Origin of the sequence: Streptomyces sp. NPDC126510 (assembly GCF_040302345.1) — a bacterium.
GTDB lineage: Bacteria > Actinomycetota > Actinomycetes > Streptomycetales > Streptomycetaceae > Streptomyces.
The window spans coordinates 95,798-114,694 of record NZ_JBEORR010000003.1 but is presented as its reverse complement, the minus strand read 5'-3'; the positions used below and the strand labels follow the sequence as shown (position 1 = coordinate 114,694).

Annotated in this window: 18 protein-coding genes; 7 read left to right on the top strand and 11 right to left on the bottom strand. The window is 71.1% G+C overall.

Annotation, left to right across the window (positions count from 1 at the left end):
* Nucleotides 1-76 precede the first annotated feature (76 nt).
* On the top strand, nucleotides 77-832 hold the full coding sequence (locus tag ABTX60_RS04455; protein WP_352095569.1) for an alpha/beta hydrolase: 756 nt from the start codon (nucleotides 77-79) through the stop codon (nucleotides 830-832).
* A gap of 86 nt (nucleotides 833-918) precedes the next feature.
* Here the strand turns inward: ABTX60_RS04455 and ABTX60_RS04450 are convergent, their stop codons facing one another.
* Nucleotides 919-1,881 (bottom strand): LysR family transcriptional regulator, encoded by a 963-nt coding sequence (locus ABTX60_RS04450; RefSeq protein ID WP_352095568.1) that lies wholly within the window; start codon nucleotides 1,879-1,881, stop codon nucleotides 919-921.
* A gap of 63 nt (nucleotides 1,882-1,944) precedes the next feature.
* Between ABTX60_RS04450 and ABTX60_RS04445 the strand changes: the two genes are divergently transcribed.
* From ABTX60_RS04445 to ABTX60_RS04435, 4 genes are all read left to right on the top strand, one after another.
* The gene (locus tag ABTX60_RS04445; protein WP_352095567.1) at nucleotides 1,945-3,219 is read left to right on the top strand and encodes an MFS transporter; all 1,275 of its coding nucleotides are present in this window, start codon (nucleotides 1,945-1,947) and stop codon (nucleotides 3,217-3,219) included.
* Between the two features lie 95 nt (nucleotides 3,220-3,314).
* A complete protein-coding gene (locus ABTX60_RS04440) occupies nucleotides 3,315-4,067 on the top strand; it encodes a DNA polymerase III subunit beta (RefSeq protein WP_502992271.1) in 753 nt (250 codons plus the stop codon).
* The gene (locus ABTX60_RS43195) at nucleotides 3,982-4,470 is read left to right on the top strand and encodes a hypothetical protein (protein ID WP_502992270.1); all 489 of its coding nucleotides are present in this window, start codon (nucleotides 3,982-3,984) and stop codon (nucleotides 4,468-4,470) included. The genes ABTX60_RS04440 and ABTX60_RS43195 overlap by 86 nt, the downstream gene beginning before the upstream one ends.
* 151 nt (nucleotides 4,471-4,621) lie before the next feature.
* On the top strand, nucleotides 4,622-5,638 hold the full coding sequence (locus ABTX60_RS04435; protein WP_352095566.1) for a sigma-70 family RNA polymerase sigma factor: 1,017 nt from the start codon (nucleotides 4,622-4,624) through the stop codon (nucleotides 5,636-5,638).
* On the opposite strand, the gene ABTX60_RS04430 is transcribed toward ABTX60_RS04435, so the two are convergent.
* On the bottom strand, nucleotides 5,522-5,908 hold the full coding sequence (locus tag ABTX60_RS04430; protein ID WP_352095565.1) for an STAS domain-containing protein: 387 nt from the start codon (nucleotides 5,906-5,908) through the stop codon (nucleotides 5,522-5,524). The genes ABTX60_RS04435 and ABTX60_RS04430 overlap by 117 nt on opposite strands.
* A gap of 156 nt (nucleotides 5,909-6,064) precedes the next feature.
* Between ABTX60_RS04430 and ABTX60_RS04425 the strand changes: the two genes are divergently transcribed.
* Nucleotides 6,065-6,985 carry an AEC family transporter gene (locus ABTX60_RS04425; protein WP_352095564.1) on the top strand — a complete coding sequence of 307 codons (921 nt, stop codon included), beginning with the start codon at nucleotides 6,065-6,067 and terminating at the stop codon, nucleotides 6,983-6,985.
* A 1-nt stretch (nucleotide 6,986) separates the two neighbouring features.
* Here ABTX60_RS04425 and ABTX60_RS04420 read toward each other — a convergent pair whose 3' ends face one another.
* From ABTX60_RS04420 to ABTX60_RS04380, 9 genes are all read right to left on the bottom strand, one after another.
* Nucleotides 6,987-7,571 carry a Uma2 family endonuclease gene (locus ABTX60_RS04420; protein ID WP_352095563.1) on the bottom strand — a complete coding sequence of 195 codons (585 nt, stop codon included), beginning with the start codon at nucleotides 7,569-7,571 and terminating at the stop codon, nucleotides 6,987-6,989.
* A gap of 96 nt (nucleotides 7,572-7,667) precedes the next feature.
* Nucleotides 7,668-8,945: a thymidine phosphorylase gene (locus tag ABTX60_RS04415; protein WP_352095802.1), complete on the bottom strand. Its 1,278-nt coding sequence runs from the start codon at nucleotides 8,943-8,945 to the stop codon at nucleotides 7,668-7,670.
* A 91-nt stretch (nucleotides 8,946-9,036) separates the two neighbouring features.
* Nucleotides 9,037-9,441, bottom strand: coding sequence for a cytidine deaminase (locus ABTX60_RS04410; protein WP_352095562.1), 405 nt, complete (start codon nucleotides 9,439-9,441; stop codon nucleotides 9,037-9,039).
* Nucleotides 9,438-10,703 (bottom strand): ABC transporter permease, encoded by a 1,266-nt coding sequence (locus ABTX60_RS04405; protein ID WP_352095561.1) that lies wholly within the window; start codon nucleotides 10,701-10,703, stop codon nucleotides 9,438-9,440. The genes ABTX60_RS04410 and ABTX60_RS04405 overlap by 4 nt, the downstream gene beginning before the upstream one ends.
* Nucleotides 10,700-11,818: an ABC transporter permease gene (locus tag ABTX60_RS04400; RefSeq protein WP_352095560.1), complete on the bottom strand. Its 1,119-nt coding sequence runs from the start codon at nucleotides 11,816-11,818 to the stop codon at nucleotides 10,700-10,702. The genes ABTX60_RS04405 and ABTX60_RS04400 overlap by 4 nt, the downstream gene beginning before the upstream one ends.
* Nucleotides 11,818-13,389, bottom strand: coding sequence for an ABC transporter ATP-binding protein (locus ABTX60_RS04395; protein WP_352095559.1), 1,572 nt, complete (start codon nucleotides 13,387-13,389; stop codon nucleotides 11,818-11,820). The genes ABTX60_RS04400 and ABTX60_RS04395 overlap by 1 nt, the downstream gene beginning before the upstream one ends.
* A 210-nt stretch (nucleotides 13,390-13,599) precedes the next feature.
* Nucleotides 13,600-14,649: a BMP family lipoprotein gene (locus ABTX60_RS04390; RefSeq protein WP_352095558.1), complete on the bottom strand. Its 1,050-nt coding sequence runs from the start codon at nucleotides 14,647-14,649 to the stop codon at nucleotides 13,600-13,602.
* Between the two features lie 326 nt (nucleotides 14,650-14,975).
* A complete protein-coding gene (locus ABTX60_RS04385; RefSeq protein WP_352095557.1) occupies nucleotides 14,976-16,019 on the bottom strand; it encodes a BMP family lipoprotein in 1,044 nt (347 codons plus the stop codon).
* A gap of 604 nt (nucleotides 16,020-16,623) precedes the next feature.
* Nucleotides 16,624-17,856: a M20 family metallopeptidase gene (locus tag ABTX60_RS04380; RefSeq protein ID WP_352095801.1), complete on the bottom strand. Its 1,233-nt coding sequence runs from the start codon at nucleotides 17,854-17,856 to the stop codon at nucleotides 16,624-16,626.
* A gap of 298 nt (nucleotides 17,857-18,154) precedes the next feature.
* Here ABTX60_RS04380 and ABTX60_RS04375 point away from each other — a divergent pair, with 298 nt between their 5' ends.
* Nucleotides 18,155-18,844 carry a class I SAM-dependent DNA methyltransferase gene (locus ABTX60_RS04375; RefSeq protein ID WP_352095556.1) on the top strand — a complete coding sequence of 230 codons (690 nt, stop codon included), beginning with the start codon at nucleotides 18,155-18,157 and terminating at the stop codon, nucleotides 18,842-18,844.
* The last annotated feature ends 53 nt before the right edge of the window (nucleotides 18,845-18,897 follow it).

Here is an 18,897-nt window from a genome sequence, read left to right as displayed (position 1 = left end):
TTGACGTTTTCGTCGATACGTAACGGTGACCCCGAGGACGGGTCGGGGACAGCCGCGCTTCTGACACTGTTCTGCCATGGCACACCAAGCGACGCCGGTTCGCAGGGCCCGGCTGGGCAGGGCACTCGGTCCGGAACCGACGGCGGTGAGCGGCGTGGTGCTGCTGCTCCCCGGCGGCGACGAGGTCTCCGGCCGCAGACCCTCGCCTCTGCTGGCGGCCGCTTCCGTGCGGGCCGTCGGGCGCCGCCTGACCCGCGCGGGCCGGGACCAGGGTCTCGCCGCGCACGTCGTGCACTACCGCTGCCGCGGCTGGAACGGCGACGAGGCCAATCTCGCGCGGGACGCGACCTGGGCGGCCGACGAGGCCGTCCGGCGGTACGGGGACGTCCCGGTCTGCCTCGTCGGTCTCGGGATGGGCGGCCGGGCCGGACTGCGGGCGGGGGGCCACGAGGCCGTCAACTCCGTGCTGGCGCTCGCCCCTTGGCTGCCGGAGGAGGGCGTCGCCACGCCACCCGAACCGGTGAAGCAGCTGGTCGGGCGCCAGGTGCTGATCGTGCACGGCACGAACGACGGGCGGACGGATCCCGAGTTGTCCTTCCGGCTGGCGGCACGGGCGAAGAAGGCGAACCGGGACGTGTGCCGGTTCGAAGTGCACGCGGACGGCCACGGGTTGCACCAGTACCGGGACGAAGTGCTGGCTCTGGCCGAGGACTTCGTGATGGGGGCGTTGTTCGGGAAGGCGGTGTCGCGGCCCGTGCGGGACGCGTTCGCAGCGCCGCCGCCGTTGGGGTTGCGGATGCCGTTGGCCTCCGGCTTTGGGCGGAGACGATAGCGCCGTAGGGGTTGAGCGTGTCTTCGGAGTGCGGGTTGTGCGTGGCTTGTCGCGCAGTTCCCCGCGCCCCTGAGGTCCGCTGCCGTTCAGGTGGGCAACAAGCTGCCCCTTCTTGAGAGCAGGAACCTCTTGAAGGCCGCCACCGGGGGTGTGTCCGGGTGGCCTTCGAGCCAGGCGACTCCGATCTCCCGGACGGCACGTGGGGCGGTGACCGTCAGTTCCACCACGCCCGGTCGGGGGACGGCCGGTGGGGGCAGGAGGGCGACTCCGAGGCCCGCCGCCACCAAACCCCTCAGGGTTTCCGCCTCCTCGCCCTCGAAGGCGATGCGGGGCTTGAAGCCGGCCTCCTTGCAGAGGTCGTCGGTGATGCGGCGCAGGCCGTAGCCCGGTTCCAGGGTGACGAACGTTTCGTCGGACGCCTCGGCGAGGCGGATGCGGCGGCGCCCGGCGAGGGAGTGGTCGGCGGGGACGACCAGGCGCAGCTTCTGCTCGTCCAGGCGACGGGCCACCAGGTCGGGGGCGTCGGGCACCGGGGACGTCAGACACAGGTCGAGCTCGCCGGCGCGGAGGCGTTCCAGCATGGCCTCGCCGTAGTTCTGGACGAGGCTGAAGCGGACGCGCGGGTGGTCGGCGCGGAAGGCGTGCAGGAGGCCCGGGACGGTCTCGGCACCCATGGTGTGCAGGAAACCGAAGGCGACCTTGCCGGTGGTCGGGTCGGCGTCGGCGCGCACCTCCTCGGCGGCGCGCTCGACCTCGGCCAGGGCGCGCTCCACGGAGGCGAGGAAGGTGCGGCCGGCCGGGGTGAGGGAGACGGTGCGGCCGTGCCGGGCGAACAGGTCGACGCCCAGGTCCTGCTCCAGGCGGGCCATGGAGCGCGAGAGGGTCGACTGGGGGACGTTCATCTCCCGGGCGGCGCGGGTGACGTGCTCGGTGCGGGCGACGCCCGCGAAGTACGCGAGGCGCGGCGCCAGCGCCTTCGACATCTCTGCCCTGTCTTCTGTGTCACTGCTTGGTGACAGGCGGCCCTGTGAGCTTGGTTGATGCACCATGGGAACGATTATGACCGTTCCATGCATTGGACGGATGAGTGCGGGCCTCCGTAGGTTCGAGGCATGTCTCCCGCCAGTACCGGGGCGTCCACCGTCGTGGGCGCCGATGCCTCTGTCCCTGCCGTCGACTCACGCGTCTCCCCGGGTGGCCCCGGCTACCGCCGGATGAGCTTCGCCCTCTTCCTCGCGGGTGTCGCGACCTTCGCGCTGCTGTACTCCACCCAGGCGCTGCTCCCGCTGATCTCCGGCGAGTTCGGGGTGGCGGCGAGCGACGCGAGCTGGACGGTGGCCGCCGCGACGGGCGGGCTGGCGCTGTTCGTGCTGCCGATGAGCGCCCTGTCGGAGCGCTTCGGACGCCGGGCGGTCATGACCGCGTCGCTGGCCGTGGCCGTCACGCTCGGGCTGCTGGTGCCGTTCGCCCCCTCCCTCGGGGTGCTGATCGCGCTGCGGGCCCTGCAGGGCGCCGCCCTGGCCGGGCTGCCGGCGTCGGCGACCGCGTACCTCGCGGAGGAGGTCACCCCCAAGGCTCTGGTCACCGCCATCGGCCTGTTCGTCGCCGGCAACAGCGTCGGCGGGATGAGCGGCCGGGTCATCACCGGCTGGGTCGCGCAGGAGTGGGGCTGGCGGGCCGCCGTCGGAGTCATCGGTGTGATCGCGGTGGCGTGCGCGGTGGCCTTCCGGCTGCTGCTCCCCGCCCCGCGGCACTTCAAGACCGGTTCGCTGCGGCCGCGCGTCCTGGCCCGGACCGTGCGTGACCACCTGTCCAACCCGCTGCTGTGCCGGCTGTACGCGATCGGCGCGCTGTTCATGACGGTGTTCGGCGGCGTGTACACGGTCATCGGCTACCGGCTGACCGAGGCCCCGTTCTCGCTGCCGCAGGGCATCATCGGCTCCATCTTCCTGGTGTACCTGGTCGGCACGGTGTCGGCGTCGACCGCGGGCCGGCTGGTCGGCCGGCTGGGCCGCCGCGGCGCGCTGTACGCGGCGGGCGGTACGACGGCGGCGGGCCTGCTGCTGTCCCTGGCGGGCACCCTCCCGCTGGTCCTGCTGGGCCTCGTCCTGATCACGGCGGGCTTCTTCGCGGGCCACGCGGTCGCCTCCTCGGCGGTCAGCAAGACGGCCACGCACGGCCGCGCCCAGGCCTCGGCGCTGTACCAGTCCGCGTACTACATCGGCTCCAGCGCGGGCAGCACGGTCGGCGCGATCGCCTTCCACGCCGGCGGCTGGGCCGGGACGGTCGGAGTCGGACTGCTGGCGGTCCTGGGCGTCGTGACGATCACCGTCTTCGGGACCCGGGCGGCCCGGCTGCAGCGCCGCCACCTGGCCACGGCTGCCTGAGCTCCGACGTCGGTCCCCCTGCCCGGGGCCGGTTGTCAGTGGGTGCGGATACCGTCCGCGTCGGCTGACCACCGGACCGAGCAGGGGGATTTTTCATGGAGTTCCGGATCGACCGTGCGGAGTTCGCCGACGCCGTGGGCCGGGCGGCCCGCGCGCTGCCCGGGCGGACACCGGTGCCGGTGCTGGGCGGGCTGCTGCTGGAGGCGGACGCGGGGCGGCTGGCCGTGACGGGGTTCGACTTCGAGGCGGCGGTCCGGGTGGAGGCCGACGCGGAGGCGGCCGGGCCCGGGCGGGTGCTGGTCCCGGGGCGCCGGCTGCTGGACGTCTGCCGGGTGTTGCCGGACGGGCCGGTGAACTGCGCCCTGGAGGCCTCGCGGTTCACGGTGGAGGCGGACGGCACGCGCTTCGGGCTGTCGACGCTGCCGCTCGCCGAGTACCCGTCCCTGCCCGCGCCGCCCGCGCCCTACGGCACCGTGGACGCCGCCGCGTTCGCGAGCGCCGTCGCCCAGGTCGCGGTCGCCGCCGGACGCGACGACACCCTGCCGCTGCTGACGGGCGTCCAACTGCGTCTCGACGGCGGGGAGATGACCCTGGCCGCCTCGGACCGCTACCGGTACGCGGTGCGCCGGCTGGAGTGGAAGCCGGAGGCCGCCGGCGCTGACGGGGTCGTGCAGGCCCTGCTGCCGGCACGGCGGCTGCTGGACGTGGCGCGGTCGCTGGGGCGGTGCGGGGACATGCGGATCGGGTGGGAGCCCGGCGGGGGTGGCGGGCTGGTCGGCTTCGAGGGCGGGCGGCGCTGCGCCTGCTGGACGGGCGGCTGCCCGCGTACACGTCGCTGTTCGACATGACGGGGGCGGCGGTCGCCGAGGTGGAACGCGAGGGGCTCGCGGAGGCGGTGCGCCGGGTCGCGGTGGTGGCGGAGGCGAACAGTCGGTACGGCTGGACTTCTCGGCCGACGGCTCCGTACGACTGTGCGCCGGCTTCGGGGACGACGTGGCGGCCCAGCGGCTGCCCGCCACGCTGAGCGGCGCCGACGAGGTGCCGGTGGCGTTCAACCCGGCCTACCTGCTGGACGCGCTGACGTCCTTCGAGGAGCCGCGGATCCGGCTGGAGCTGCTGGGCGCGGGGCAGCGGGCGCTGCTGCACGCCGTGCCGAACGACCCGGACGACCCGGACGACGGGGAGACGGGCACGGTCACGGAGGCCGGTGCGCACCGGCATCTGCTGATGTCGGTCAAGGAGCTCGCGTGAAGGCCGGCCGGCCCGTCGCAGCCGGTCTGGATCACCTGCTTCCACCTGCGCTTTTGTGCGCTCGGGGGGCCGTTGTCAGTGGGCTGCGGTAGCTTCCGAAGTGCTGGAGCGCAACGGCGCGCGAACAGAACGTCCACAGGGGTGGGTGGAGATGGCGAACGGCACGGCGGCACCGACGGACCTGGACACCAGGCTGGAGGCACACCGGACGGAGCTGACGGGGTACTGCTACCGGATGCTCGGCTCGTCCTTCGAGGCCGAGGACGCGGTGCAGGACACGATGGTCCGCGCCTGGCGCAGCTACGACAAGTTCGAGGGCCGCTCCAGCCTGCGCTCCTGGCTCTACCGGATCGCGACCAACGTGTGCCTGGACATGCTGACCGCGGGCAACAAGCGGGCCCGGCCCATGGACCTGACCGACTCCACCCCGCTCGCCCAGGCCGCCCTCTCCCCCCGCCCGGACAACACCTGGCTGGAGCCCATGCCGGACGCCCGCGTGCTGCCCACGACCGGCGACCCGGCGGAGGCGGCGATCGCCAAGGAGTCCGTGCGGCTCGCCTTCATGGCCGCCCTGCAGCAGCTGCCGGCCAAGCAGCGGGCCGTGCTGATCCTGCGCGAGGTGCTGGCCTGGAAGGCCAGTGAGGTCGCCGAGCTGCTGGACACCTCGGTGGCGTCGGTGAACAGCGCACTGCAGCGGGCCCGCGCCACCCTGGCCGACCGCCAGGAGCCCGGCGCCGACGCGGCCGTCTCCGACCCGCTGGACGAGGACCAGAAGAAGCTGCTGGACCGCTATGTGGCGGCCTTCGAGGGCTACGACATGACGGCGCTGACGGCCCTGCTGCACGAGGACGCGGTCATGACGATGCCGCCGTTCGACCTGTGGCTCACCGGCACGCGGGACATCACCGGCTTCATGACCACGCTCGGCGCTCCCTGCGCGGGTTCCCGGCTGGTGCCCGTGCAGGTCAACGGCCTGCCGGGGTTCGCGCAGTACAAGCCGGACCCCGACAAGGGCGGCTTCGTGCCGTGGGCGGTCCAGGTGCTGGAGATCTCAGACGGCCGGATCACCGGGTTCCACTGCTTCCTCGACACCCAGCGCTGGTTCCCGCTGTTCGATCTCCCCCTCCACCTCGAAGCGGAGTCCGACCAGGTCGAGCAGGGCGCTTAGGGCCGGGTCGGGGTCGCGCAGCCGGATCCGGCCCCCGGCGCGGCGGGCGGCCAGCTGGAGCCTCGCCAGGACGTCGACGGCGGTGAGGCCCGGCGGCCCCAGGCCCCCGACATCGCACACCACGACCCGGGCACCGCTGCCGTGCAGCAGTGCCCGCACATCGTCGCTGAGCCCTCTCACCTCGTCCCGGGTGACAGGGCCGGGCAGTACGAGCACGGGCGGTGTCATGGCGTCCACGATCGGTAGACCGGGCGGGCGGCTGTAACTCATCGCGACCGTCCGTCCTGCCGGGCCGCCGTGCGGCCTGCCGGCGCCGTAAGGATCACATTGACCCGGGCACTGCCTTCCCCGGAGGGTTGGCTGTATGCCCCAACCATCTGCCCCTGCCGCGCTGCTCCATGCCCTCCTCGCCTGCGGGGAGGTGCCGTGCGGGGGGTGCTGAGCGGGTTCGCGGTCATCGCCGTCGTCATCGGCGTCGGCTATGTGATCGGCCGCCGGGGCTATCTGGGCGACGGCGGCCGCGAGGTCCTCACCAAGCTCGCCTTCCACGTGGCGTCCCCGGCGCTGCTCTTCACGACGCTGGCGCAGGCCGACCTGTCGGTGATCTTCTCCGACCGGCTGCTGGTGACGGCGATGAGCACGGCAGCGGCGGCGGGCGTCTTCGTGGCGGTGGGGGCGGCGCGGGGCTGGGGTGTGGGCCGGACGACGATCGGCGCGCTGTGCTCCAGTTACGTCAACTCCGGGAACCTGGGCATCCCGATCGCCGTGTACGTGCTGGGCGACGCGTCGCTGGTCGCGCCGGTGCTGCTGTTCCAGCTGGTCGGGGTGACGCCGGTGGCGCTGACGGTCCTGGACCTGGCGAGCGGTGGGGAGAAACGGCCGCTGTGGCAGCGGCTGCTCACGCCGCTGCGCAATCCGATAGCGCTGGGTTCCCTGGGCGGGGTGGCGGTTTCGGCGTCGGGCCTCAGGGTGCCGGGCCCTCTGCTGGACCCCCTCACCCTGATCGGCAACATGTCGGTCCCGGCGGTCCTGCTGGCCTTCGGCATCTCCCTGCGCGGCAGCACGCTTCCGCTGCGCGGCGCGGAACGGGCCCCGGTGCTCCTCGCGGTGGCTCTCAAGTCGGTGGTGCAGCCCCTGGCCGCCTGGGCCTTCGCGGCGGCCCTCTTCGGCCTGACCGGGGCATCCCTGCTCGACGTGGTGGTGACGTCGGCCCTGCCGGCCGCCCAGAACCTGTTCACCTACGCGAGCAGCTACCGGGTGGGCGAGGTGCTGGCGAGGGAGGCCATCCTGCTGTCGACGGTGCTGGCGATTCCGGTGCTGGTGGTCGTGGCGGCGGTGCTGGGGTGACTCAGCCTTCCGGAAACTCGCCGGTGTCGATGACAAGGTCGAAGGGAGCCGGCAGCTTGATCGACTCGCCGAACTTCGCGGTGCCCAGGGGGCGGTAGACATCGCCCTTGGGCTCGCCGTAGAGCGTCACGGTGGGACCGTCGGCAGCCCAGCGGTCCACGAGGAGGTAGAGCGGAATACCGGCAGTGGCGTAGGCGGCCGGCTTGCTGACCCGGTCGTGGCGAGCGTTGGACTTGGACGTGACCTCGACTACGAGTTCGGCGAGGGCGGCCGGGATGTGGGTGTCCGTCTCCGTGTCCTCCCGCCTCGGAGCCACCACGAGGTCCGGGATAAGCATGCCCAGACGTGAGGGCACGGCGATGGCCAGCGTCTGGAAGATCCCCCAATCCTCGGGGATCACGGAGTAGAGGCGACGCTGGATGCGTTCCGCGATCAGGTTGTGGCGGTACGCCGGAGCAGGTGACACGGTGATGATCCCCTCGATGATCTCCACCTTGCTGCCCTCGGGCCAATCCATCTCCTCCCAGAACCGGACGAGGTCGTCCCAGCTCTGCTCGGGGTCCTGGCTCACGGTGAGTGCGCTCATGGCGGGTCTCCAATCGGTGCGTCACCGATCCCAGCATGCCGAACGGGACCGGCGGCGGTCCACCGATCCCGTTCACCCGTAAGGGGAAACCCCAGCTCAGGCGATACGTTCCAGCACCACCGGCGACGCCGTGACGTCCGTGCCCTCGGCCGCGATGTCGTAGGAGCCCTCGATCGACGTCAGGGCATACTCGAAGCGCTCGGGGGTGTCGGTGTGGAGGGTCAGGAGGGGCTGGCCCTCGGTGACCCGGTCGCCGGGCTTGGCGTGCAGTTCGACGCCCGCGCCCGCCTGCACCGGGTCCTCCTTGCGGGCCCGGCCCGCGCCGAGACGCCAGGCGGCGACGCCGATGTCGTAGGCGTCGAGGCGGCTCAGGACGCCGGAGGACGGGGCCTTGATCACGTGCTGCTCGCGGGCGACCGGCAGGGCCGCGTCCGGGTCGCCGCCCTGGGCGGCGATCATGCGGCGCCAGACGTCCATCGCCGAGCCGTCGGCCAGGGCCTTCGCCGGGTCGGCGTCCTTGATGCCGGCCGCGTCGAGCATCTCTCGGGCGAGCGCGATCGTCAGCTCGACGACGTCCGCGGGGCCGCCGCCCGCCAGGACCTCGACCGACTCACGGACCTCCAGCGCGTTGCCGGCGGTGAGCCCGAGCGGGGTGGACATGTCGGTGAGGAGCGCGACCGTCCTCACGCCGTGGTCCGTGCCCAGACCGACCATCGTGGAGGCCAGTTCGCGGGCGTCCTCGATGGTCTTCATGAAGGCGCCGGTGCCGACCTTGACGTCCAGGACCAGCGAGCCCGTGCCCTCGGCGATCTTCTTGGACATGATCGAGGACGCGATCAGCGGGATCGCCTCGACCGTGCCGGTGACGTCCCGCAGCGCGTAGAGCTTCTTGTCGGCGGGGGCCAGGCCGTCACCGGCGGCGCAGATCACCGCGCCGGTGGTGTCGAGGACGTTCAGCATCTCCTCGTTGGACAGCAGCGCACGCCAGCCGGGGATCGACTCCAGCTTGTCGAGGGTGCCGCCGGTGTGGCCGAGGCCGCGGCCCGACAGCTGCGGGACGGCCGCGCCGCAGGCGGCGACCAGGGGGGCCAGAGGCAGTGTGATCTTGTCGCCGACGCCGCCCGTGGAGTGCTTGTCGGCGGTCGGACGGGACAGGGACGAGAAGTCCATGCGCTCGCCCGAGGCGATCATCGCGGCCGTCCAGCGGGCGATCTCGCGGCGGTTCATGCCGTTCAGCAGGATCGCCATGGCGAGAGCGGACATCTGCTCGTCGGCGACCTCCCCGCGGGTGTACGCGTCGATGACCCAGTCGATCTGCGCGTCGCTGAGCTCACCGCGGTCCCGCTTGGTGCGGATGACGGAGATGACGTCCATGGCCATGGCTTGGCTTCCTTCCGAGGTTTCCAGAAGCCGTACGGCCCCTCTGAGCCGGTCGCGTGAGCAACTCAGAGGGGCCGCACGGAGGTTACTTGCTGAGGTGCTCCGGGCCGAAGGCCTGGGGCAGCATCCGGGACAGCGGCAGGATCCCCTCGGGGGTCTCCAGCAGGAGGTCCGGGCCGCCGAACTCGTGGAGCAGCTGACGGCAGCGGCCGCACGGGACGAGGGTGTCGCCGTGCCGGTCGACGCAGGTGAAGTGCGTCAGCCGGCCGCCGCCGGTGTTGTGCAGTTCGGACACCAGACCGCACTCGGCGCACAGGCCGAGTCCGTACGAGGCGTTCTCGACGTTGCAGCCGGAGATGATCCGGCCGTCGTCGACCAGGGCCGCCACGCCGACCGGGAAGCCTGAGTACGGGGCGTACGCCCGGGACATGGCGTCCCGCGCCACCGCGCGCAGCTTCTCCCAGTCGACGTCCGGGCCGGCGCCGGTCACTTGCCCTGCCCCTTCCGGTACGGCAGCCCGTCCGCCTTCGGCATGCGCAGCCGCTGGGCGGACATGGCGAGGACCACCAGGGTGATGACGTACGGCGTGGCGGAGACGACCTGGTTCGGGACCTCGTCGGTGGTCGCGTACCAGGCGAACACCAGGGCGGCGACGACCGCGGTGATCATCGACGGGGCGTACCTCTTGCGGACCACCAGGAAGATCGCCCCGATGATCAGCAGCAGCGCGCCGAGCAGCAGCAGGGCGTGCACGTTGGCGGAGCCGCCGCGCAGGTTGAGGCTGTCGGTGTAGCCGAACAGGCCCGCGCCGAGGGCGAGGCCGCCCGGCATCCAGTTGCCGAAGATCATCGCCGCGAGGCCGATGAAGCCGCGTCCGCTGACCTGGCCCTCCAGGTAGAAGGGGTTGGCGACGATGGACAGGAAGGCACCGCCGAGGCCGGCCAGACCGCCGGAGATGACGACCGCGATGTACTTGTACTTGTAGACGTTGACGCCGAGGGACTCGGCGGCGACGGGGTTCTCACCGCAGGAGCGCAGCCGCAGGCCGAACGCGGTGCGCCACAGGATCCACCACGTGCCGGGGATCAGCGCGATGGCGATCAGGGTCAGCCAGGACACGTTGGTGACCAGGCCGCCGAGCAGGCCGGAGATGTCCGAGATCAGGAACCAGCCCTTGTCGTTGAGTTCCCTGAGGCCGTCGGACAGGCCGGGCACGGTGAAGTTGCCGAGGGATTCCACCGCCGGGGACTGCTTGGCGGAGCCGCCCGTGTGGCCCTCGAAGGCGAGGGGTGCGAGGTAGCGGGTCGCGCCGAGGGCGAGGATGTTGATGGCCACACCGGAGACGATGTGGTTGACGTTGAAGGTGACGGTCACGAGGGCGTGCAGCAGACCGCCGATCGCGCCGCCGAGGATGCCGACCAGCACACCGGTCCACGGGCCCCACTGGAAGCCGGCCCAGGCGCCGAACCAGGTGCCGAGGATCATCATGCCCTCGAGGCCGATGTTGACCACGCCCGCGCGCTCGGCCCACAGACCGCCGAGACCGGCGAGGCCGATCGGCACGGCGAGCTGGAGCGCGGTGGACATCTGGCTGACGTTGGTGATGCCGTCGGCGCCCGTGACGATGCGGACGATCGAGGTGAGCGCCAGGCCTCCGGCGATGACGAGCAGCAGGACGGGCCACGACAGGCGGCGGCCGGTCGGCGCCGCGGGCTGCAGCGTGGGCTGGTTGACGTCGGTCGCGGTGGTCATCGGCCAGCCACCTCCTTCGTGTTCTGAGCGCCGAGGACGTGTCCGGCGGCGAGTTCGGCGCCGACGCGACGCTGCTGGCGGCGCAGACCCCATTCGCGGACGGCCTCGTAGGAGACGACGACCGAGAGGACGATCAGGCCCTGCATGATGACCGCGATCTCCTTGTCGTAGCCGTGGAAGTCCAGTTCGGGCGAGGCCTTGTCGAGCCAGGCCCACAGCAGGGCGGCGAAGGCGATGCCGACCGGGCTGTTGCGGCCGAGCAGGGCGATGCCGATGCCGAGGAAGCCGATACCGGTGGGGAAGTTGAGGTCGTAGGTGTGGCTGTCGCCGAGCAGGATCGGCAGGCCGGCCAGGCCCGCGATGCCGCCGGAGATGAGCATGGCGGTCAGCACCATGCGCTTGGGGTCCACACCACTGGCCGCGGCGGCGGTCGTCGAGGCGCCGGAGGCACGCAGGTCGAAGCCGAAGCGGGTGCGGTTGAGGACGATCCAGTAGCCGATGCCGAGCAGGACGGCGAGCAGCACCAGGCCGTAGATCTCACCGGCGTCGCCCAGGCTGATCCCGGGGATCCAGCCGGACTCGGACATCTCGCCGGTGGTGTTGTTGTTGCCGGCCTTGACGCCGAAGACGCTCGGGAGCCACATGTAGGCGATCACGGAGGTGGCGATCGCGTTGAGCATGATCGTGGCGACCACCTCGCTGACGCCGCGGGTGACCTTGAGGACGCCGGCGATGCCGGACCAGAAGGCGCCGGTGAGGACGGCGGTCAGGAGCAGCAGCGGGACCTGCAGGACGGCCGGCAGGTTCACATGGGCGCCGACGACGGCGGCCATCATGGCGCCGAGCTGGTACTGGCCGTCGACGCCGATGTTGAACAGGTTCATCCGGAAGCCGATGGCCACCGCGAGGGCCGCGATGTAGTACATCGAGGCCTGGTTGATGATCAGGACCTGGATGTCGGAGAAGCCCAGCTGCTCGAACATCAGGGCGAACGGCTCGAAGGGGCTCTTGCCCGAGGCGAGCAGCACGATCGCACTCAGGACGAAGGCCACGGCCAGCGCGATGACCGGTCCGGCCACCGCGAGGAGCAGGCGCTCCTTGTCGAACTTCTTCATCAGCGGGCCTCGTCTTCCGGAGACTCGGGGGCGTCGGCCTTCGAGATCTCGGGGGTGTCGTCGTGCGCGAGGTGCCCGGTGGCGGCACCGGTCATGGCCGAGCCGAGCTCCTCGGGGGTGATGGTGGCCGGGTCGGCGTCCGCGACCAGCTTGCCGTTGTAGATCACGCGCAGCGTGTCGGACAGGCCGATCAGCTCGTCCAGGTCGGCGGAGATCAGCAGCACGGCCAGGCCCTCGCGGCGCGCCTCGCGGATGTGGTCCCAGATGGCGGCCTGGGCGCCGACGTCCACGCCCCGGGTGGGGTGCGCGGCGATGAGGAAGCGCGGCTTGTGGCTCATCTCGCGGCCGACGATCAGCTTCTGCTGGTTGCCGCCGGACAGGGAGGCGGCGGTGACGTCGATACCGGGGGTGCGGACGTCGTACTCCGTGACGATCCGGCGGGTGTCCTCCTGGGCCGCCTTCGGGTCCAGCCAGACGCCCTTGGCGAGGGGCTTCTCGGTGACGTGGCCGAGGATCCGGTTCTCCCAGAGGGGTGCCTCCAGGAGGAGCCCGTGGCGGTGCCGGTCCTCGGGGATGTAGCCGATGCCCTGCTCGCGGCGCCTGCGGGTGGGCCAGGCGGTGATCTCCTCGTCGGCGAGCCGGATGGTGCCGCTGTCGGCGGACCGCAGGCCGATGAGGGCGTCGACCAGTTCTGTCTGGCCGTTGCCCTCGACACCGGCGATGCCGAGGACCTCACCCGCGTGGATGGTGAAGCTGATGTCGTCCAGGAGGGCCTTGCCACCGGGGGCGGCGAGGCGCAGCTTGTCGACGCCGATGACCGGGCGGTCGGTGACCGTGGACTCGGCCGTCTCGGGCGTGGGCAGCTCGCTGCCGACCATCATCTCGGCGAGCTGACGGGGCGTCGTCTCGGAGGGGACGGCGGTGCCGACGGTGGTGCCGCGGCGGATGACGGTGATCTCGTCGGCGACGGAGAGCACCTCGCCGAGCTTGTGGGAGATGAAGATGACCGACAGGCCCTCGGAGCGCAGTTCGCGCAGGTTGGCGAAGAGCGCGTCCACTTCCTGCGGCACGAGCACGGCGGTCGGCTCGTCGAGGATGAGGGTGGTGGCGCCGCGGTAGAGGACCTTGAGGATCTCCACGCGCTGGCGGGCGGCGACACCGAGCTCCTCGACGAGGAGGTCGGGCTCGACGCCGAGGCCGTAGCGTTCGGAGAGCTCCTTGATCTTGCGGCGGGCCTTGGCGCCGATGCCGTAGAGCTTCTCGCTGCCGAGGACCACGTTCTCGAGGACCGTGAGGTTGTCGGCGAGCATGAAGTGCTGGTGGACCATGCCGATGCCGCGGACGATGGCGTCGGCCGGCGACGAGAAGGCGACCTGCTCGCCGCCCACGGCGATGGTGCCCTCGTCCGGCTTCTGCATGCCGTAGAGGATCTTCATCAGCGTCGACTTGCCGGCGCCGTTCTCGCCGACCAGGGCGTGCACGGTGCCCTTGCGGACGGTCAGGTGGATGTCGTGGTTGGCCACGACTCCGGGGAAACGCTTGGTGATCCCGGCGAGTTCGACGGCGGTCACCGATTCGTTGACCGCCGCTCCGGCCGGAGGGCTGCTGGACGCGTTGATGGCGCACTCTCCTGGGGACGGGGGCCGTCTACGCGCGTAGCGCCCCTACGGCATACAAAGGGGCCGACGCCCCGCGGCAACGGGGCACGAGGAGCAGCTCCCCGTACCCCGTCGAGCGGACGTAACCCCGGGGGTTACCGCCTGCTTCGAGGCAGTCGCTCGTCAGCTGCTCTTGACCTTGATCTCGCCGCTGATGATCTTCTCCTTGGCCGTCTTGATGGCTGCCTGGAGCTCGGCGTCGTCCGCGAACTTCGGGTTGGAGTTCGACAGGCTCACCTCGCCGGACTTCAGATCGCCACGAACGATACCGGTCTCGGGCTTGCCGTCCTCGACCGACTTCGCCAGGTTGTACACCGCCTTGGCGACATCCTTCATCGCCGACGTCAGGATGGAGTCCTTGTACTTGGCAAGGGCTTCCTGCTGGTACTGGTCGGAGTCGACACCGACGGCCCACACCTTCTTGGCGGCGGCGGCCTCGATGACGCCCTGGCCGGACAGACCGGCGGCCGCGTAGACGACGTCGGCCTTCTTCTCGATCTGGCCCTCGGCAGCCGTCTTGCCCTTGTCGGGGCTGGCGAAACCGCCCTCCTCGGCGGTCTGCGTGAGGTACTGCGAGAGCACCTTGACCTTGGGGTCGGTGTCCTTGACGCCCTGCGCGAAGCCCGCCTGGAACTTGTGGATCAGCGGGATGTCCACGCCGCCGACGAAGCCGACGACCTTGGTCTTGCTGGTCTTGGCGGCGGCGACGCCGGCCAGGTAGGAGGCCTGCTCCTCGTTGAAGACCAGGTCGGCCACGTTCTTGGTGTTGATCGTGGCGTCGTCGACGATGCCGAAGGTGGTCTTCGGGAACTTCTCCGCGGCACCCTTCACGGCGGCGGCGTACGCGTAGCCGACACCGACGACCGGGTTGTAGCCCTGCTTGGCCAGAGAGACCAGGCGCTGCTCCTTGTCGGCGTTCGTCTCGCCCTCCGTGGGCTCCACGTCGGCCGTCTGGTACCCGAACTCCTTCTTCGCCTGCTCCAGGCCCGCGTAGGCGGCGTCGTTGAAGGACTGGTCGCCCTTGCCGCCGACGTCGTAGGCGATGGCGAGGCCCTTGTCGCCCTTCGAGTCCGACGACCCGGCAGAGGTCGAGGTGCCGCCGCAGGCGGAGAGCGCGAGGGCCAGGGAGGCGGTCGCTGCGCCTGCGACCGTGATCCGGGATATCCGGCGCATGTGTGGGTGCTCCTGTCGTACAACCGAGGTGCACAGCGCCGGACGGTTCAGCTTCAGCGCTGGCTTCGCCGCAGATTAACGCGCGTAGACCTGCCTGAAAACCCCTTCTGTCCACCTTGTTATGCGCCCGTGGCCAAGCCATCACCCGGGCTTGGCCGGGGCGTTGCCGACCGCAAACGGGGCGTGGCGCTGGGTGATCCGGTTCCAAGTGAGCCGTGCCGGATGATCCAGTCGCGGAAGGGCCGGTTACGGGAGGGGCGGGAAACACGGAGCGGGCGGGCACCCAGGGGGTGCCCGCCCGCTTTCGGCTGGTCAGACCGGCCGGATCACTCGGTGTTGACCTTGATCTTGCCGTCGATGATCTCCTGCTTGGCCTTGTTCACCGCGTCCTGGAGACCCGCGACCTTCGCGTACTCCGGGTTGGACTCCGACAGGCCCACACCGTTGACCTTCAGGTCGAAGGTCTGGGTGCCGGTCAGCGGCTTGTCGTCGTGAACCGACTTGGACAGGGCGTAGACCGCGCCGCCGACGTCCTTGAGCGCGGAGGTGAGGATGTAGTTCTTGTACGACGCCAGGGCGGCCTGCTTGTACTGGTCGGAGTCGACACCGATCGCCCAGACCTTCGCCTTGGCGGCGGCCTCGATGACACCCTGGCCGGACAGACCGGCGGCCGCGTAGAGCACGTCGGCCTTCTTCTCGATCTGGCCCTCGGCGGCGGCCTTGCCCTTGTCGGGGCTGGAGAAGCCGCCCTCCTCGGCCGTCTGCGTCAGGTACTGCGACAGGACCTTCACCTTGGAGTTGGTGTCCTGCACGCCCTGCTTGTAGCCGGCCTCGAACTTGTGGATCAGCGGCACGTCGACACCGCCGACGAAGCCGACGACGTCGGTCTTCGTGGCCTTGGCGGCGGCGACACCGGCGAGGTACGAGGCCTGCTCCTCGGCGAAGACGAGGGAGGCGACGTTCTTGCCCTCGACGACGGAGTCCACGATGCCGAAGGTGGTCTTCGGGTACTTGGCGGCCACGGCCTTCATCGCCGGGCCGTAGGCGAAGCCGACACCGATGACCGGGTTGTAGCCCTGCTTGGCGAGCGACGCCAGGCGCTGCTCCTTGTCGGCGTTGGTCTCGCCCTCGGTGGGCTCGATGTCGGCCGTCTTGTAGCCGAACTCGTCCTTGGCCTTCGTCAGGCCGGCGTAGGCGGCGTCGTTGAAGGACTGGTCGCCCTTGCCGCCGACGTCGTACGCGATGGCGACGCCCTTGTCGTTGCTGTCGCTGTCGCCGCTGTCACTGCTGGTGCCGCCGCAGGCCGTGGCGACGAGCCCGAGCGACGCGACCCCCACCGCGACACGGGTCAGTTTGGAAATCCGACGCATCTGAAGTTCCCCATTCTCCAAAGCCCCGCGATGGGTGCTCGGTTCGGCGCACATTAACGCGCGTAGACACTCCTGGGAACGGTTCGCCGGGGGGCCGTTATCCATTCGTGCCGATGGCCGGTTACGCCCTTGTGAACCACGGGATCGAACAGGGTCGAAAGGTGTAGTCGGGAACACGGCGCGTGCCTACCTCGTGACGCGCACCAGGCTGCCGTGCGGCTGCGCCGCTCGCAACTGGAGGGTGGTTGTCGGGCCCGGGGGTGTTGCAGCCCGGGCCGGGGCTGTGGGGGTCGAGGTCGTCGGGCCCGTGCGGCGGCGTCGTGGTTTTCGCGCAGTTCCCCGCGCCCCTGAGTACCCGTGCGGGGCCGTCGTGGCTTGTTGCGCAGTTCCCCGCGCCCCTAGAACGCGTGCGGCGCCGTCGTGGTTTTCGCGCAGTTCCCCGCGCCCCTAGAACGCGTGCGGCGCCGTCGTGGTTTTCGCGCAGTTCCCCGCGCCCCTGAGTACCCGTGCGGCGCCGTCGTGGCTTGTCGCGCAGTTCCCCGCGCCCCCAGAAGCCGTGCGGCGCCAAGGGCGCAGGTCCTGTCACGTCCCTGCGGAGGAGGCGCTAGCGTAGGCCGTTGACCAGGGCCGCGGCCGTGAAGAGTTCGACGCCTACCGTGATGGCCGACTCGTCGACGTCGAAGTCGCCCTGGTGGAGGTCGCGGATCTGGCGTTCGCCGGGGGTGCGGACGCCCAGGCGGGCCATCGCGCCGGGGACGTGCTCCAGGTACCAGGAGAAGTCCTCGCCGCCGAGGCTCTGCTCGGTGCCCTCGACGGACTCGACCCCGCGCCGGGCGATCATCGCGTCGCGCAGCAGCTCGGTGACGCCGGGCTCGTTGACGACGGGCGGCACGCCGCGGACGTAGTTGATCTCCGACTTGGCGCGGTACAGATTGGCGATCTCGTCGATGGCCGCGACCACCACGTCGGGGGCCTGCCGCCACGCCTCCAGGTCGAGGCAGCGCACGGTGCCGGAGAGCTCGGCGTGCTGCGGGATCACGTTCGGCGCGTGCCCCGACTCCACGCGGCCCCAGGTGATGGCGAGCCCGCTGCGGCTGTCGAAGCGGCGGCCGACCAGCGCGGGCACGTCGGTGACGACGCGGGCGGCGGCGGTGACCAGGTCGGTGGTGAGGTGGGGGCGGGCGGTGTGACCGCCCGGGCCGTCGAGGCCGATCTCCAGCCGGTCGCAGGCGGAGGTGATGGGGCCCTCTCGGAGTCCGATCTTGCCGGCGTCCACCCGGGGGTCGCAGTGCACGGCGATGATCGCGCCGACGCCTTCCAGCGCCCCGCACTTGATGGCGTCGGCGGCACCGCCGGGCAGCACTTCTTCGGCGGGCTGGAAGATCAGCCGGACGGGGCGGGGCAAGGCGCCCTGCCGGTGCAGTTCGGCGAGGACGAGGCCGGCGCCGAGGACGACGGTGGTGTGCACGTCGTGACCGCAGGCGTGCGCACGGTCGGGCACGGTCGAGCGGTAGGGGCACTCCGCCTTGGTGTCCGGGATGGGCAGGCCGTCGATGTCGGCCCGCAGGGCGAGCATGCTGGGACCACCGTCCCACTGCTCGCCCTCCACGCCGATGTCACAGACGAGTCCGGTCCCCACGGAGAGGACGCGCGGCTTGAGGCCGGCCCGCTCGAGCCGCTCCTTGATCGCGGCGGTCGTGCGGAACTCCTGGTTGCCGAGCTCCGGGTGCATGTGGAGGTCGCGCCGGAACGCGATGAGCTCGGCCCGCAGAGCGTCGGGCAGGGCCCCGGGGAGCACGGCTCCGCCGGGAAGATCGACCTCGGACTCCAGTGACATCAGTGGCTTCACCCTTTGAAGGGTAGGGCGCCCGGGCGGTCGACCGACCCTGGATCAACAAAACTTCAACCCGATAGGGGAAGAAAATATGATCGCCCGGCGCATAGCTATCAAGTGAGATGGGTAAACTCGCCCGCCTTTTGGGCCGGACCGGGCCATCCACCCCCCAGAGTGTGACTTCGACCACACCGACGTCACGACTCCGGTATCCATCCATCCTCTCCACGGATACCACGCCTTGCGCGGCGAACACCGGCGTGTTCATCTGCCGGACGCGCGCCCCGCTAGTGTGCGCCTCGTGCGCGCCCCCGATTTTGTCGAGTCCACGCAGGCCTCGTACGACGCCATCGCCGAGGTCTATGCCGCCGAGCATCCCGACAGCCTGGCCGGGAGACCGCTGGAGCGGGCGCTGCTGTCGGCCTTCGTGGAACTGGTCCGGGCGACGGGGGCACCCGGGCGGCCGCCGGTCGCGGACATCGGCAGCGGGCCGGGGTACGTGACGGCGCGGCTGCACGAGGCCGGGCTGCCGGTGTTCGGGGTCGACGCGTCGCCCCGCATGGTGGCCCTGGCCCGTCGGGCCCACCCGGAGCTGCGCTTCCACGTCGGTTCGATGACGGCCCTGGACCTGCCGGAGGCGACGCTCGGCGGGATCGTCGCGCTCTACTCGATCATCCATGTGCCGGACGATCACCTGCCGTCCGTCTTCGCCGGGTTCCACCGGGTCCTGCTGCCGGGGGCGCCGGTGCTGCTCGGCTTCCAGTCCGGGGACGAGGACGGGCACCAGCGTCTGACCGAGCGCTTCGGGCGGGAGATCTCGCTCGACTACTTCTGGCGCACCCCGGAGACGGTCGCCGGGCACCTCACGAGGGCGGGCCTGGAGATGTACGCCCGGGTCCTGCGCGAGCCGGAGGCCGGGGAGAAGCTGCCGCGCGCGTTTCTGCTGGCGCGCCGGCCCCCGGTGGACGAGGTGCCCTCGGCGGACGCCTAGGTCGTGTCGGCCGGGCCGGACGACAGGCCGGGCCGGTGTCCGGGCCGGCTCCG